The organism is Thainema salinarum CENA647 (genome assembly GCF_057732415.1).
Window position 1 is genome coordinate 421,579 of record NZ_JBYJZJ010000022.1, and the last position, 15,702, is coordinate 437,280.

The 15,702-nt window shown below is 51.0% G+C and carries 15 protein-coding genes and 1 tRNA gene; 10 read left to right on the top strand and 6 right to left on the bottom strand.

Features of this window, described 5'->3' with window-relative positions; all coding sequences use genetic code 11:
* Positions 1-3: 3 nt before the first annotated feature.
* Positions 4-1,440, top strand: coding sequence for a glycogen synthase GlgA (gene glgA, locus AC286M_RS08705; RefSeq protein ID WP_488203999.1), 1,437 nt, complete (start codon positions 4-6; stop codon positions 1,438-1,440).
* Positions 1,441-1,781: 341 nt separating this feature from the next.
* Complete coding sequence (locus AC286M_RS08710; protein ID WP_488204000.1) at positions 1,782-2,540, top strand: ComF family protein; 759 nt, start codon at positions 1,782-1,784, stop codon at positions 2,538-2,540.
* A 6-nt stretch (positions 2,541-2,546) separates the two neighbouring features.
* Here AC286M_RS08710 and AC286M_RS08715 read toward each other — a convergent pair whose 3' ends face one another.
* On the bottom strand, positions 2,547-2,912 hold the full coding sequence (locus tag AC286M_RS08715; protein WP_488204001.1) for a hypothetical protein: 366 nt from the start codon (positions 2,910-2,912) through the stop codon (positions 2,547-2,549).
* A 153-nt stretch (positions 2,913-3,065) separates the two neighbouring features.
* Between AC286M_RS08715 and nblD the strand changes: the two genes are divergently transcribed.
* A complete protein-coding gene (nblD, locus tag AC286M_RS08720; RefSeq protein ID WP_488204002.1) occupies positions 3,066-3,290 on the top strand; it encodes an NblD family protein in 225 nt (74 codons plus the stop codon).
* A 232-nt stretch (positions 3,291-3,522) separates the two neighbouring features.
* Here the strand turns inward: nblD and AC286M_RS08725 are convergent, their stop codons facing one another.
* The 4 genes from AC286M_RS08725 to rpmI form a co-directional block, all read right to left on the bottom strand.
* Entirely contained in the window at positions 3,523-4,089 is a 567-nt protein-coding gene (locus AC286M_RS08725; protein ID WP_488204003.1) for a tetratricopeptide repeat protein, read from the bottom strand.
* Positions 4,090-4,170: 81 nt separating this feature from the next.
* Positions 4,171-4,998 carry a transporter substrate-binding domain-containing protein gene (locus tag AC286M_RS08730; RefSeq protein WP_488204004.1) on the bottom strand — a complete coding sequence of 276 codons (828 nt, stop codon included), beginning with the start codon at positions 4,996-4,998 and terminating at the stop codon, positions 4,171-4,173.
* A 60-nt stretch (positions 4,999-5,058) separates the two neighbouring features.
* The gene (rplT, locus tag AC286M_RS08735; RefSeq protein WP_488204005.1) at positions 5,059-5,409 is read right to left on the bottom strand and encodes a 50S ribosomal protein L20; all 351 of its coding nucleotides are present in this window, start codon (positions 5,407-5,409) and stop codon (positions 5,059-5,061) included.
* 84 nt (positions 5,410-5,493) lie between these two features.
* The gene (gene rpmI / locus AC286M_RS08740) at positions 5,494-5,691 is read right to left on the bottom strand and encodes a 50S ribosomal protein L35 (RefSeq protein WP_488204006.1); all 198 of its coding nucleotides are present in this window, start codon (positions 5,689-5,691) and stop codon (positions 5,494-5,496) included.
* Between the two features lie 287 nt (positions 5,692-5,978).
* Between rpmI and AC286M_RS08745 the strand changes: the two genes are divergently transcribed.
* The 5 genes from AC286M_RS08745 to AC286M_RS08765 all read left to right on the top strand — a co-directional run bounded on the left by AC286M_RS08745 (position 5,979) and on the right by AC286M_RS08765 (position 12,024).
* On the top strand, positions 5,979-8,918 hold the full coding sequence (locus tag AC286M_RS08745; protein WP_488204007.1) for a coiled-coil domain-containing protein: 2,940 nt from the start codon (positions 5,979-5,981) through the stop codon (positions 8,916-8,918).
* A gap of 193 nt (positions 8,919-9,111) precedes the next feature.
* Positions 9,112-9,184, top strand: a tRNA-Arg gene (locus tag AC286M_RS08750).
* A 343-nt stretch (positions 9,185-9,527) separates the two neighbouring features.
* Positions 9,528-9,881, top strand: a complete 354-nt coding sequence (locus AC286M_RS08755) for a copper resistance protein (protein ID WP_488204008.1) — start codon at positions 9,528-9,530, stop codon at positions 9,879-9,881.
* A 207-nt stretch (positions 9,882-10,088) separates the two neighbouring features.
* Complete coding sequence (locus tag AC286M_RS08760; RefSeq protein ID WP_488204009.1) at positions 10,089-10,574, top strand: orange carotenoid protein N-terminal domain-containing protein; 486 nt, start codon at positions 10,089-10,091, stop codon at positions 10,572-10,574.
* 118 nt (positions 10,575-10,692) lie between these two features.
* Positions 10,693-12,024, top strand: coding sequence for an ATP-binding protein (locus tag AC286M_RS08765; RefSeq protein ID WP_488204010.1), 1,332 nt, complete (start codon positions 10,693-10,695; stop codon positions 12,022-12,024).
* Positions 12,025-12,099: 75 nt separating this feature from the next.
* Here AC286M_RS08765 and AC286M_RS08770 read toward each other — a convergent pair whose 3' ends face one another.
* Complete coding sequence (locus AC286M_RS08770) at positions 12,100-13,365, bottom strand: glycosyltransferase family 2 protein (protein WP_488204011.1); 1,266 nt, start codon at positions 13,363-13,365, stop codon at positions 12,100-12,102.
* A 279-nt stretch (positions 13,366-13,644) separates the two neighbouring features.
* Here AC286M_RS08770 and lptB point away from each other — a divergent pair, with 279 nt between their 5' ends.
* Both lptB and AC286M_RS08780 read left to right on the top strand, forming a co-directional pair.
* Positions 13,645-14,394 (top strand): LPS export ABC transporter ATP-binding protein, encoded by a 750-nt coding sequence (gene lptB / locus AC286M_RS08775; RefSeq protein ID WP_488204012.1) that lies wholly within the window; start codon positions 13,645-13,647, stop codon positions 14,392-14,394.
* Positions 14,395-14,487: 93 nt separating this feature from the next.
* The gene (locus AC286M_RS08780; protein ID WP_488204013.1) at positions 14,488-15,663 is read left to right on the top strand and encodes an LptF/LptG family permease; all 1,176 of its coding nucleotides are present in this window, start codon (positions 14,488-14,490) and stop codon (positions 15,661-15,663) included.
* The last annotated feature ends 39 nt before the right edge of the window (positions 15,664-15,702 follow it).

Consider the following 15,702-nt stretch of genomic DNA (forward strand, 5'->3'; position numbering starts at 1 on the left):
CCTATGCGAATTTTGTTTGTGGCAGCTGAGGCAGCCCCTCTAGTCAAGATTGGAGGGATGGGAGATGTTGTGGGCGCACTGCCAAAGGTGCTCCGCAAAATGGGATATGACGTTCGCGTTTTCCTGCCCTACTACGGCTTTTTGTCTGAAAAGCTAGACGTTCCGGATGAACCAGTCTGGTGGGGCAACGCGATGTTCCAAAAATTTGGTGTGTACGAAACGACCCTACCTGATAGCGATGTTCCCCTATATTTATTTGGGCATCCGGCATTTGATCCACGACGAGTTTATTCGGGTGAGGATGAAGATTGGCGGTTTACCTTTTTTGCCAATGGTGCAGCCGAATTTGCTTGGAATTACTGGAAGCCCAACATTATTCATTGTCATGACTGGCATACGGGGATGATTCCTGTTTGGATGCACGAAACGTCCGATATTGGTACGTTATTCACGATCCATAATCTGGCCTATCAAGGACCTTGGCGGTGGCGGCTGGAACAAATGACCTGGTGTCCGTGGTATATGCAGGGACACAATACGATGGCCGCAGCCGTACAGTTTGCCGATCGCGTGAATACGGTTTCGCCCACGTACGCGCAGCAAATTCAAACTCCAGCCTATGGTGAGCAGTTGGAGGGGTTATTGTCGTTTATCAGCGGCAAACTGAGTGGCATTCTTAACGGTATCGACACAGAAGTGTATGCTCCCGCCAGTGATGTGCAGATTGCCCAATCCTTTACGCCTGAGACGCTAGATAAGCGGCGTATGAACAAAATCAATCTGCAAGAAGAGATGGGTTTGGAAGTCAACTCCAAAGCTTTCCTGATTGGCCTGATTGGGCGCTTGGTTGAACAGAAAGGGCTGGATCTCATCTTGCAGGTGTTGGAGCGGTTTATGTCCTATACCAATGCGCAGTTTGTACTGCTGGGGACTGGAGATCGCTATTATGAAACGCAGTTCTGGCAGATGTCCGATCGCTATCGAGGCCGGATGTCGGTGTATTTGCTGTATAACGATACGCTGTCGCGCAAAATTTATGCAGGGGCAGATGCGTTTTTGATGCCGTCGCGATTTGAACCCTGTGGCATCAGCCAGATGATGGCGATGCGTTACGGCTGTATTCCCATTGTGCGAAAAACAGGCGGCTTGGTCGATACGGTGCAGCCTCATGTGCCAGCAGAAAAAACAGGTACGGGCTATTGTTTCGACCGCTATGAACCGCTTGATTTGTATACCTCAATGGTGCGTGCCTGGGAAGGTTACCAATACAAAGACTATTGGCGCGGTCTGCAGCAGCGGGCAATGGAGCAGAATTTTAGCTGGGACAAATCTGCAAAAGAATATATCAAGCTTTACAATGCGATCGCAGGTAAGCCCGAAGATTATTTACCCATAAATGAACCAGCCAGCGCACCTAGCTCTGAAACCACCACTTCATAGCTTCACAGAAGCTTAAAAAGACAGAATGTAAAAACGGGGATTTCACTTACGGCACTGTGGTGAAATCCCCGTTTTTGTTCCTGCTTACATTTAGAGCGCTGGGTGATTTCACGATTCTGCTGGAAGCGTCATGCAACGCTCATCTTTCGATTGCGAAGGATTACGCTCGATCCCCACGATTCCTCGATTCCACAATGGATTTGATTCCGGTTTGCTATTAAGCACCAACTTTTGAATTCAACGCAAGGTACGTTCTGCGTCCCTTGCGTTGAAAACGATTTTGGAGTTTTACAGCCGAATTTTGGATGAGCAGTCATATCAATTAGAAGCAGGTCAGGGGCATGAAGAGTGGGACGACAGCAGCCAGGGCAGACAAGCAGTTGGGAAAAGAAGCTGGAAACGGAGTGCGATCGCGCTTTATTTCTTTAGCTAAATGGATCCGTCCAGCCAGCAACTTACTGGATTTTTGGCTGGAGTCGCCCTGTTTACTCTGCCAACGTTCAGCCGCTCATGTTGTATGCCCAACCTGTCAGCAACGGGCACGAGCCTACCAATATCCCAAACTGCGGCAATTTCAGCAGCAGTCAGGCTTAACGGTTCTAGCCTGGGGCGACTACCGTGGTGACATCCAGCGCATGATGCGATTGCTGAAGTATGAGAATCAGCCAAAATTAGGTACCCTAATGGGTCAATGGCTGGCTACAGCATGGCTAGCGCAATCTCAATCCAATCATCGAGTTGCGCCCATTATTGTGCCCATCCCCTTACACCCGCATAAACTTCAGCAACGGGGATATAACCAAGCTGACCTGATTGCTCAAGAGTTTTGCCGAATTACTCAACTCCCGTTGGTGAGTCAAGGATTGGAGCGCATTCGAGAAACCCAACCGCAATTTAGTCTATCTGCTCAAGATCGCGTGCAGAATCTTAGTCAAGCCTTTCAGGTGGCGGACAGCCTGAGACAATACCGCAACCAGCCGGTGATGCTGCTAGACGATATTCACACCACAGGCGCAACTGCCCAGTCGGCTGCTCAGGCACTACGGCAGGCAGGTTGTCATGTCCTAGGCGTAATTACGGTCGCCAAAACAAGGCGATGAGCCTGCTCACGGCGTTTGTGCTTCGGGTTGAGGCGCAAATGCTTGAGCATTTTTCAAAATAGGATTAGGACTTAATCCAGTAATACTTTGGAACTGAGTGGTGGTTAGCGTACTGACAATTGAATAGTTATGCCAGAGCAATAACTGTTCATGTACATGGTGCAAAAAAGCGCAGCCTCGCACCATTGGTACATTCAACCACCCCGTTACTAGCGTTTCGACTATCGCCAGCTCAACAATTGGTGTTGGATAATTATCCAGCAACTCTGTTAATGCCATCTCAAAGGCATCGATATTGTCGTTTCCCCGAAGTTGATAGTTATCGACAATATATTGCAGTCGATAGCGATCGATTTGAGCTTGGATATTCATGCAGCCTCCTTAGAACTGAGGCTATTAAGAGAACAATGTCAAATGCTCTCCTATCTTACTGGCCCATCTGAATCCTGTCATAAGTCTGATTCTGAGCCGTAAAAAACTTAATATGATGAAGAATGCTCTGTCGAACATCACAGTTATTGAGTTATGGCAGCACCTAACACCCAAACTTGCCCCATTTGTGGCGTCAAAATATTAGTCGGTGTAGTCGGCGGCGATCGAGTTATGTTTGCTGCAGGCCCACCGGGAACCCGTGCGAAATTATGGGCTAGAGTTTGTCAGTACAACCAGAAAGCAGGCTGCATCAACAAAGATCCGGAAGCTGTTGGCCCAATTCGCTCTGATGATTATTACCTCTCGGATTCACCCTGATCACAAACCTGGTCATAGAATTTTATATAGACTTTATTGGAAATAAAGTTTTTGGGGTTGGAAATTGTTTTGCAGCGCGGCGGAGCCGCGCTGCAAAACAATTTCCGATAGAAGTCTATTGTTTGAACAATTTGAGTTCAAACAATAATTCCAGAATAATGTTGGTGACATTACAGTCAGCACGTATGTTACCAAGCATTGTTCTGGAATTTTAAGGTACGAAATTGTCTTTTCACGAAGTCGCGACGCGCTTTTTGAGGGTACCAACACGACGTTTTGCGATCGCATTCTCCGGTTCGTGTTTCAGCACCTCTTCATACGTTTCGATAGCCTGAGAGGTTAGCTGCTTTTTCTCATAGGTATTGGCTAGATTATTCAACGCCGTTGTATACGCGGGCATTAGCTTCAGCGCTTCTTTGTACTGCCGAATGGCAAGGTCATACTGTTCCTGCACAAAGTAGGCATAGCCCAGCGCATTGTAAATCAGAGCAATATTGGCTTCTTGATCCGCTTGCTGCTCTGGCTCTTTAATCTTCTTGAGTTCATCTTCAGCGAGACGAATGGCCTTTTGAAGCTGGCGAATCCCCTGAGCATAAAGCTGCTTATCCAGCATCAAACTGCCTAGCTCGTAGTATTCTTGCGCGGTTCCTTTGTCCTGGCTCAGTTTATTTTGCAGCCGCGATATCGTGCTGTCTGTGCGACGGCTGAGCCAAACTTGGCGAAAAATGAAAAACCCTGCCACCGATAGCAGGACAATCAGCAGCAATAGATAAACCAGAACCGTCGTCGTTTCACTCATAGGACAGAATCATGCGTTGTTGACGCAGTATGCAACAGCTAGTGGAATGCACCAGTTCTTAAACTAATGGAATTTGGGATTCTAGGGAAGATTCCAATATCGCAGCCGCTCATCCAACCAGCCACTGTCGTGCAGTTCTCGCAGCACGGCATTAATCTCTTGACGCAGCGGGTCGTAATCTAGCCCTTTCGGTAGAACAACGGCTAGCGGATCGGCTTCTAGCAGGGGCACTCGCACCAGTTGATAGGTCGGATAGCTACTTACCCAGCCGCCCAATACTGAGGCATCACCCGCGAATGAGGCTGTTGGATTGGCATCTAAAAAAGCTTTGGCTTCTTGATAGGACGAAACGCCTACAAGATTGGCCGTTGGCATCTGCGATCGCACTCGCGCAATTGTGCTGGATCGTTCGAGCACGGCAATTGGATACTGCCGTAGAGTTGCGAAGGACTGAATGGACGAATTCTGGGTCACAAAGGCCGTGCCGTCTAGGTAATAGGGCACACTGAAGTCAACAATGCGGCGGCGGGTATCGTTGGCCGTGACTACTGCGATCGCAATATCGACTTCTTGGTCAATCACGGCATCCAGCCGCTCTGTATTGCGCACAGTCTTAAATTCAACCGCATTGGCATCACCGAGGAGCGATGCTGCCAATTGACGCGCGATGTCGATTTCTAGCCCGATCAGTTCCCTGGTTTCGTCATCTCGAAAGCCGAGCGGTTCCCAGTTATCTTTAACCGCCACGATCAGATAACCGCGCTCCTGAATTTCCTCCAACTCAGCCGCAAGGCCAAAGGAGGGCGCAAACGCTTGCGCCCCCCAGAAGATGCCAAGACTGAGTAAAAGATGGCTATACCGACGAGCAAACTGTCGAACAAACTGTTGCAGCATTACGTTGGTCGCCATGGCAGGAAATAACTAGAACGCACGAGTTGGATCAAACTCTGACCTTACTCTAGCTCAGAGTTATGCCTTCTTGGCTTGCTCCACGACCTTGCTGAAGCTCGCGGGATCTAAGATGGCCATTTGAGCCAGCATCTTACGGTTTAGCGCAATATCAGCGGCTTTCAGGCTACCTATCAGCTTGCTGTAGCTCATGCCGTTTTGGCGAGCCGCAGCGTTAATCCGGGTAATCCACAGCCGACGGAAATCGCGCTTCCGGTTGCGGCGGTCGCGATAGGCATAGCGCAGAGCCTTCATCACCTGCTGATTCGCGGTGCGGAACAGCTTGGAGTGAGAACCCCGGAAACCTTTTGCCAGTTTTAAAATCTTTTTGCGGCGCTTGCGGGCAACATTACCGCGTTTTACACGTGCCATTGACTTCCCTTTCTATAACTTCAAAACAACTCAGTCTTGGTGGCTGACCGTTAGTGGAGCAACCGATCGACGTGCGATCGCAGCTTACAAATACGGCAGCATGCCGACGACATTATCTTTATCGCTGTCGTTCAAAACGAACGTTCCAGTGAGGTTACGCTTACGCTTTGAGCTTTTCTTTTCCAGCAGGTGATTCTTGAAGGCTTTGCGACGCATGATTTTGCCGCTGCCACTCTTCCGGAAACGCTTAGCTGCTGCTCTGCGAGTCTTTAGCTTTGGCATGGGTCTACCCAATAAAAAATCGACACAGTCTATAATCTTATCTCTGAGAAAGCCGATTTTGCAACACCAAACCCCTGAATTGATTTTTGCGCCACATCACAATTTGGTTTGATCACAGATTTCTATGCTAGCTAGGGAACGTTAGCAGTAGCAGCATGAACGAGACTGTGATTCCCCTCTCCTCCAACCATCAGCCGGATCAAGTTCTCGATATTTTTCCCGATCCTTGGGTGCTCCGCGTTTAGATGATTCGCATTTGGCTCTAGCAACCGATTTTGGTTAAAACCATGAAACTTCATATTCATCGACTGTCGCTTGGTTGGCACGGTTTACTGGCCTGCTTGGTTAGCGTCACGATTCTCGTAGTCAGTGGCATTCATCAGCCGCCCAGTGCGATCGCATCCACAGACTGGTTACCTCCCTTCAATCCAGATCAGCATGTTTACGTTGATCCTGACCTGGCGCAGCACCCAACCGCACCCGTCACCTTTGAAGGATTCGATCCACAGCTTGCCCCCTGGGTGACGGATCAAAATTTGCAGGTGTATGTCGTTGCCGATCAGGGAGAAGCAGGACTTGATCCAAGCACGAACTGGGCAACTGAGCGAGTCAGCAACGTAGTGGAACAGTGGGAGACGCTACCAGAGTTCCCACGGGAAGATTATTTACTGATTTATTGGGTACGGCGTGCCGATGATCTGAATCGAGGCTGGGTGGCAGCCAATGCCGGGGATCGCCCCCACCGTTTCGGCATTACAGCGGAGCGATTAGCCGATCCGGATGGGCCTGTGATTCAGGCTTTGAAGCAATATATGCCCCATGATCCGCAGGGCGCGATGGCGGCGGTTGCCCAAAATGTCAGTCAGGATATTATTGCCGAACAGGAGCGCCAGGCACAGGCGGCGGCATTGAGACGGAATATTTTGACCTATGGCCCATTGGCGGGCTTTGGTGCGATCGCAGGTACGGGTTCTCTACTGCTGTTGATGAACTATCGTAAACGGCGGCGAGCGGCAGATTCTGCGATCGCGGATTGGCAAGAGCGCTTGGAAAAGGCGAATGCGCTGTATGTGAAGCTGTATGACCAGTATTTCGGTTTTCTGAAGGTACAGAGCGACTGGGCCGATTCGTTTAAGGGCGACACGCTGGAGCAGTATCAGGCTGCCGTAACGGATTTTTCAGATTTCACGGTTCAGCTAGAGGCGGCCAATCAGCGCCTGCAAGCGGCTCAGGCGGCGAGGCAAGGGAATCGAGCGCCACTGACGGCAGGACTGGTGCAGGCGCATCATCTGCTGACTCAGGAGCCGATTGTGATTACGGGCCAAGAACTGCCGCTAGAAATGGTGCAGTTGTTCAGCGATGTCGTGCCCAAGACCACTTACCAGCCGGAACAGTTGCTGGCCGAGATGTCGGAGCTGTTTGACCGCACGAATCAAACGCTGACCAGAATCATGCAGGCCGTCGCCGACACGCAGACGAATTTGGAGCAGATTGCCCAGCAATTAGCTGCGATCGCAACCGTCCAGCAAACGATGGTGGATCTGGAACTGCCGTTTGCTCCCTATAAGGAGCGGCTGCAGTTGATTCAGCGCGAACAGGCCGCGGTTCATGAACTTCAGCCCAGTGATCCGCTGACGGCCTGTCCCCGATCTCAGGAGTGTGTCAAGACTGCTGAGGCGCTACAAACTGACTTGAATCGGGCGATCGCACTGAACGGGGATCTGCATGAGTTAACGACGAAAATTCAACAAGCTGAGGAACGGGTGCGAGAGGTGCGATCGCAACCTGCTATCTACAGCTATCCGTTGGAGAATGACGACGAACGCCCTGATCAGCCAACGGAACCATTTCGGCTCAATGAACCGGACGGCAATCCCGATTCACTGATCGCTGAGGCTAAACAGCACCAAAAAGCGGGCCGTGAGCAGTTACTGGCCGGACATTTAGACACTGCTCAGACCGAACGAGATGCCAGTTCGAACTCAGTGCAGCAGACTCATCAACTCATTGACGATACGCTGGCAGCCAAAGAATTCACTGAGCAGCAGGTGCCGACTGTGCGGCAAATTCAGCACCAGCTTCAGCAGGAAATTCCTCCAGCACAGCAAGTGCTTCAGCAGCTTGAGGCCGAGTTCCTCAGCCATAACTTTGTGGCCGAACCGGGTAAATTGAAAACTGCGATCGCACAAGATACCAACACGACCACAGCTCTGAGCCATATTCAACAGGCTTACGGTCGGCAGCACTATCTTGCCGCTAGAGAGGTTCTGGAACCGTTGGCGGATTTGCTGCAAACGAATCGCCAGCAGCTCAATGAAATTCACCAGCGGCTGGCGCAGCTCCAGGATTTCCGTCGTCAAAGCCGCGAAGTTATTGAGCAGTGCCAATCTCTTTCGATCACGATTGCGCCTAAGTTTCAGACCTACGACTTCACGACTTCCGCTGAGACAGAATCGGTGTATCAAGATGCGATCGCAGATTTGAATCGACAACATGCGGACGTGGAGCAAGACATCACCGATTGGGAACGCGCCGCGAGCGAGGCCAATCAGCTACTGGCAAGCTTTCAATCTGTCGATCAGGCCATTGCCGCTGAGCACCAGTCCTACGAGCAGCTCAAAGCGCGATTTGCAGAGTTAGAACACGAGATCGAGGCGACTGAGCGGCAGGTGCGACATCCCGATACGCATCCCGATACGAGCCAGCGTTTTACGGACGTGCAGGCTCAGATTCCAGGGCTAGCCGAGCAAATCAGTCAGCCAAAATCAGATTGGGATAATCTCTTGCAAGACGTTAGCGCGATTTTCGAGCTGGTTTACTCGGTGCAACACGCGGCTGAGCAAGACCATCAAGCGGCAGAAGAAGCACGGGCTGCCATTCGCCAAGCTCAGTCAGCCCTTCACAGCGCCAATCGCACCTATAAATACGGCATTCACGCCCAGATTTCTCCAGCGCAGCAATTTTTTAGCGAGGCGGAAGCTGCGATCGCGCGCCATGATTATGCATGGGCAAAAGCTCAGGCTGAGAAAACGGCTCAGGCTGCTCAAGCTGCCGAACGTGAAGCCAATCAAAAAGTCCAGCAGCGGAGTTCAAGCTACAGCTCTAGTTCGAGTAGCCGCAGCAGTCGCTCATCCGGTAGCAGCTATAGCAGCAGTCGCAGCAGTCGTTCGTCGGGCAGCAGCTACAGCAGTAGTCGCAGTAAGCGCAGCGGTGGCGGCGGATATTAGCAATTTCAAAAGGCTGGCACTGCCAGCCTTTTCTGTGGATTTGATACTTGTAGTTTGGTTAGATTTGCTCAACGACCGACCCATATAGTTGCGTTTCGGCCAATGGCCTAGATACAATTTGGGGGCATTCGCAATATGTTTTGCATAGTTGGGGTTGTGGCGATCGCGCCATCAACTGCATGATTGACTCCAGGGGCCCTTAGTTCAGTGGATAGAACATCCGACTTCTAATCGGACGGTCACAGGTTCGAATCCTGTAGGGCCCGTTAATGCTAGGAATAGCGTCTCGTCGCCGCGATGCGGCGACGAGACGCTATTCCTAGATCCTGATATGCAAGTACAGCCGACACACTTAGCAAAGTTTGACGGCCTGTCTTTTGACTGGATGTAAATCGTCCAGCACAATCCAGGCAGGAGATTCAACGCAAGTTGGAATCCATTACACCTCAGTGAGGGGCTGCAACAAGCACAAGGCTCGAGTCCCTCTTTAATTTATTTGGGTAGTCCTCAAAAGGTAATGATTTTTGGGTGTGTGGGCACCGCACACACCCAAAAATCATTACCTGCATACCACTTCTTTATTTGTTCTGATTTGTGTCTGATTGAAGCATGACTGAAATGAAGCCGTCCGAGAACGTCCGTAGCGATAGCCAATCCAGAAAAACGCCAAAGTGGTTGTCGATTGGCATCGAAGCACATGGACGCGTTGCGATCGGAGTTTCGGCTCACGGCATCGTTGCGATCGGAGTTTCAACGCACGGCATTATTTCTATTGGCTGCATCTCGATGGGCGTGATTTCGTTTGGTTTGGTATCAATGGGAATCGTGAGCACTGCATTGGTATCAATGGGCGTGGCTAGCTTTGGCTCTCAAACTATGGGTCTGTTGCGCCCAATGGAGCATGGCATGGTTGAAGAACAAGACACGACTGACGATGCCATGAATAACCACATGAATCACTAAGTTAGTAGATGTCCATTGGGATTCGTCTCAAGGTTGATTTGCGATCGCAACTGAGTTAAAAAATGTGCGATCGCACGTTCATTACGCCAAGCTCGGTTCTTTCATTCGTCAGAGTCCCATGACGTTTGATCTGTCCCTATAGTTGGGTTTCTTCATCTGCGCCTTTTCATTAGGTTGAAAGGGAAGAACTCAATAAAACTTCATATTATGACTTTCGCGAATCTTCAGTACGATCGCGCTCGCTTCTTGCAGAATTTGCAGAGTCTCAGCGTAGACGACCAGTTGGCAGTCCTCTGGTATGCCTACGAAGGGATTGGTGATTCCCTATCTCCCGGTGGCACTAAAGCCGCAGGCTTCGACATTGCTCAAGCGCTGGTTGATCGCATGAAGAAAATGAACGAAGACGATCAGCTACAGACCCAGCGCGACATTGCTGGCCGAGCTGATACTGCTATCTCTCGTGAATATGGCGCTGGCAGCCCCAGCACAAAGCTGGCCTTCTGGTATCTCACCGCCAAAGAGATGGAAGCAGGCAACCTAGTTGAAGTCCCCGACGACTATCAGATTGCTAAAAAGGCTCAAGACTTTCTCAACGAGTTCAAGCAGTTGGAATTTGAACAGCAAATCGACCTGATTAAAGCAGCAGTTGAGCCAATGGGAGTTGCAGACGGCGTAACGCCTCAGATGGTGTAGATTACCCGCAATTACGACTGCGATAATCATTCAAATGCTAAAGCGCGGCTCATGTCGCGCTTTTATCGCGTATTGGGTCGGTGCTACTGTTATTCGGCAAGGCCGCATATAGACAATAATGACGACGCAGACTTCGCAAGTTGACCCGCAATCCATAATTCGCTTACAGCAACAGGCCGCTGCTCTGCTGCTCTACCAGGATGTTTTAGCTCATCCCATTGCTCAAGCTTGGCGAAATGTGCTGCAAGCGCTGAGTGAACCTCAGCCTGACCCAGTTCAGTGCTTAAGCGCCTACGGACAGTGGTTTCAATCATTAGTCGCAGATGGTCAAACCTGGCAGAGTTATTTGTTGACGACAATCTTGACGGCAGATAATCCATTTAGTCGTCGGGCGCAACAGGTTGACTTCGCGCACCTACCCAAGGCTCTGGTGCAAGCTGCTCAGCACGACCTCCAGCAGTTGCAAGCGATCTATCAATGCGATACAACACAAGTCGCAGCGTGGATTCAGCCCATTGTCCAGGTTGGAGTCAGTCCGATTCAGATCACTGCGGCTCATCAGACGGCAATAGACCAACGGCTCATCGCTGCTCAGGACTCCCTACGTCAGCAATTTGAGCAGGTCACCGAATGGTCAAGTCTAGTAGAAGATTTGGGTCAACACTACAGGACATTCGGTGTTGGTAAATTTGCTCGTTATCGCGCCTTTCGCTGGCAGTCCGGTGAACTGGTCGGTGTCGTCCATCCCGATCCGATACGGCTCAGCGAACTAGTGGGCTATGAGATTCCTCAAGCCGAGCTGGTGAAAAACACAGAGTTTCTACTTGCAGGCTTCCCGGCACTACATGTTTTGCTCTACGGCAGTCGCGGTTCGGGCAAGTCGTCGCGAGTGAAAGCGCTGGTGAATGAATATTGCGATCGCGGTTTGCGCTTGATTGAAGTTTCTAAACGTGATCTGCATGATCTGGGTCAAATCGTGGAGCAGCTACGAGATGCGCCCCAGAAATTTATTATTTTTGTCGATGACCTGTCGTTTGAGGAAGACGATGATGCTTTCAAGGCGCTGAAAGTAGTGTTGGAAGGCAGCGTTACAGCTCGTCCCAGAAACGTTGTGGTTTACGCCACATCGAATCGGCGGCATCTGGTGCGCGAATTCTTTGAGGATCGGCCCCGTCCCAGCCAAGGTGATGAGATTCATGCCTGGGATACGGTGCAGGAAAAGCTGTCCTTTGGCGATCGCTTTGGCCTGACGCTGACGTTTGAACCCGCCGATCAAAACACCTATCTACAAATTGTGCAGCACTTGGCTCAGCAAGCAGGTCTAGCGTTAGAACCGGAGGAGCTACGGCAGCAGCGGGCGCTGCAATGGGCAACGCGCCATAACGGTCGTTCTGGCCGCACGGCGCGTCAGTTTGTGGACTTTATGCTGGGAGAGCAGAAGCGACATTAGTATGTAAACCTCAATTTAGGGTGAAACGCTTGCTCAGCGCGTTCCGCTCTAAATTGTTTGTGCGCAGACTTGACATTAGGAGTCAGCGGTATCGCGTGCGGTGCGTACCCAGCTCGACTCTGGGCCTTTGACAAACTTGAGATAGACCGGAATCTTCCACAGCAGGTAAACCGGAATCGCCAGCAGTACCTTGGCGGGCAAATCGTGACGAGCAAATCCGGCCCAGGCAATCAGAATCGCCAGGACGAGCAGCGTACCGACTGCGATCGCACCTAAAGCAGGCAGCCAGGATAGACCGATCAAGCCGCTAACCAGCGTTAATCCAGTCACACCCAGCCACAGCATAACCAACAGCGATAAGGGCGGCACACAGAGTTCCAGCGCTAAGCAAAACAGATCGAAGCGACGCTGCCGGAAGGCTTCCCAGAAGAGGCGGGGGCCATAGCTCAGCAGCGTTTGAATATGGCCATGTACCCAGCGAGTGCGCTGACTGGTGGCAGCCGCCTCCTGCTGCGGCAAACGACCCACGACAGTAGCAGAGGGAGTAAATTTGGGCGAGTAACCCGCGATCGCAAGATCCAACCCCAGCTTCATATCTTCCACGATGTTGCCCGTAGCCAGATCAACCGATTGGATGGCTGACCAGGGAAACGCCATGCCCGTGCCGCCCAGCAGACAGGGCTGATTGATTTGCGCTAGGCCCAGCGAACGGACGAGATTCTTGACCCGAATCGCCAGAGCTGAAATCGTATCTTTGGCCGATGGATTGGGCGGAATTTCCATCAGGTAAATGGACTGGGTAGGACGCTGAGTTGCGATCGCAGTTTGAGCTAAGGTTGCGATCGCGCCCGGTTGCACCTCACAATCGGCATCGACAATCACCACTACCTCTGGAGGATTGGTTGCAGCCAAGTGTTGCACCCCATAGTCCAGAGCATAGCCTTTGCCGCGTCGTTCCGTATCAAACCGCTCAATCACTTCTGCGCCCATTGAGCGAGCAATCTCAGCCGTTTTGTCTGTACAGTTGTCGGCAACCACCAGCAGACGCTGATGGAGCTGAAGCTGGGGCGTGAGTGCGGCTAGCGTGTCTCGAATCACCAACTCTTCATCGTGAGCGGGCACTAGGACGGCTAAGTTTACGGTAGATTCTGGTGTAGAGTTGGGGGCGGAATGTGCGATCGCGCCCGTGGCTGGCTTGTTCGTCGTTCCCAGTTGCACCTGCCGACGGCCCAAAAGCGCTAAGCAGCATTCTGCAAACAGCACCGCAATCGGCACTCCTACAATGAAAATTGCTGCCCATAACAAAACACTGACACCCGTCTGAACCCATCCAAATAGCACCGTAATTTGCCCCCCATGCCACACTTACATCACCAACTATTACGCATCCTAGTTCGCCTTCGACGGTTTCAAACTATTTCAGCGGTATGAGACATCAACTCTTTAACCGATCTAAAGGACTTTGCTGAATCCTTTAATGAAATTTATGATGGGAACACGATCCTCTCCTCTTGCGGTTGCGTGAGCAACAGGCGACACTGAAACGGGTAGGACAACTTCCCTGCTGATTTTGATGACGTAACGCCATTGCTAAAATCTAGTCACTACGCTTCCTCTTCTGTGTTTGCCTCCGATCAGCCACTCAAGATTGCGCTTGAGAATGTGCATAAATCCTATGGTCGGCGAGCGGTTGTCAGTCGCGTCAGCTTAACGGTCGCGCAAGGCGAAATCGTTGGCTTACTGGGGCCAAACGGAGCTGGAAAAACCACCACGTTCTACATGACAACTGGCATTGAGAAGCCGGATGAGGGTAAAGTTTGGCTCAACGATAAAGACATTACATCGCTGCCGATGCACAAACGAGCTCAGCTCGGCATTGGTTACTTGGCTCAGGAACCCAGCATTTTTCGAAATTTAAGCGTTGCCGATAATATCTTGCTGATTCTGGAGCAGACGGGTGTGCCATCTCACTTACAACCCAAGCGGCTGCATCAACTTCTGCATGATTTTCGACTCGAAACGGTTGCCAGCACAAAAGGCGGGCAGGTTTCAGGGGGAGAGCGCCGCCGCACGGAACTAGCGCGAGCATTAGCCACAGGACTAGAAGGGCCAAAGTTCCTATTACTCGATGAACCCTTTGCCGGAGTTGATCCGATTGCCGTCAAAGAAATTCAGGAGATTGTTGCTGGATTGCGCGATCGCAACATGGGAATTCTCATTACTGACCATAATGTGCGCGAAACATTAGAAATTACCAATCGCGCCTACATCATGCGCGACGGGCAGATTCTCGCCTCTGGCAGTGCTGCCGAGCTGTATAGCAATCCACTGGTGCGTCAACACTATCTGGGCGAAGATTTTCAGCCTTAATTCGGCTTGCCCAGAGCGAATCCTGCAAAACGCTAAAATCGAGTTTTGTGAGCTGAAACCGTCTATTTCTTAGCAAGTTTTTGAACAAGCACCATGACTGATTTTTCTACTCCTCGCCAGCGCTGGCAGACTCCCCGATGGGCCTCGTTTGGCATTTCCGTCATGGATCGCTACTTAGCTGCGGAACTGCTAGCACCATTTCTGTTTGGGGTGGGAGCGTTCACCTCTATCGGCGTTTCGGTCGATTCGCTGTTTGAACTGATTCGGCGTGTCACTGAATCTGGCTTACCGTTTAGTCTAGCGGTCGAAATCTTTCTGCTCAAAATGCCAGAGTTTGTCGTGCTGGCCTTCCCCATGTCCACGCTGTTGGCGACGCTGATGACCTTTGGCCGACTGTCCAGCGACAGTGAGCTAGTGGCGATGCGGGGTTGTGGCGTCAGTATTTATCGAATCGTTGCTCCGGCCATCGTTCTCAGTTTTATCGTCACGGGCATGACCTTTGCCTTCAATGAGCTGATTACGCCAGCGGCTAGTTATCGTGCAGCCATCACGCTTGAGCGAGCCCTGAATGAAGAACGTCCTCCCTTCCAAGAAGAAAACATTCTCTATCAGGAATTTCGAGACAGCCAGGAAGGCGGTGAAGAACTCTCACGGCTGTTTTATGCTCGGCGGTTTGACGGTGCAGAGATGAAGGGACTGACAATTCTTGATTTATCTCAAGATGGACTGAACCAAATCGTCAGCGCCAAGTCAGCGACCTGGGATCTGAGCCAAAACGCCTGGAATTTTGAAGATGGCACCATCTATGTCGTGTCACCCGATGGCTCTTTCCGCAATATCGTGACATTTGAAAACCAAACGCTGCAACTGCCGCGCACGCCGCTCGATCTTGCTGAACGGGGACGCGACTATGGCGAAATGAATATTGCTCAATCACAGGATTTACTGCGGCTTTTGGAAAATAGCGGAGCTGAGGAACAAAAAATTCGCAAGCTTAAAGTCCGAATTCAGCAAAAGTATGCGCTGCCCTTTGTCTGTGCGGTTATGGGGACGGTAGGAGCCGCTCTGGGAATTCGCTCTAGTCGTAACAGCGGTCGTGCTACCAGCTTTGGCGTCAGTGTTGTGATTATTTTTGCCTACTACTTATTTGCCTACATTACCAACGCAATGGGGATTACGGGAGCGGTTTCGCCCTTCATGTCAGCCTGGATTCCCAATATTTTTGGTCTAGTTGTTGGTGTACTGCTGTTGATGCGGGCCTCGCGTTAGCTAAAATGCGCACTGGTTCTTGATCCTAAGACGTGTGTC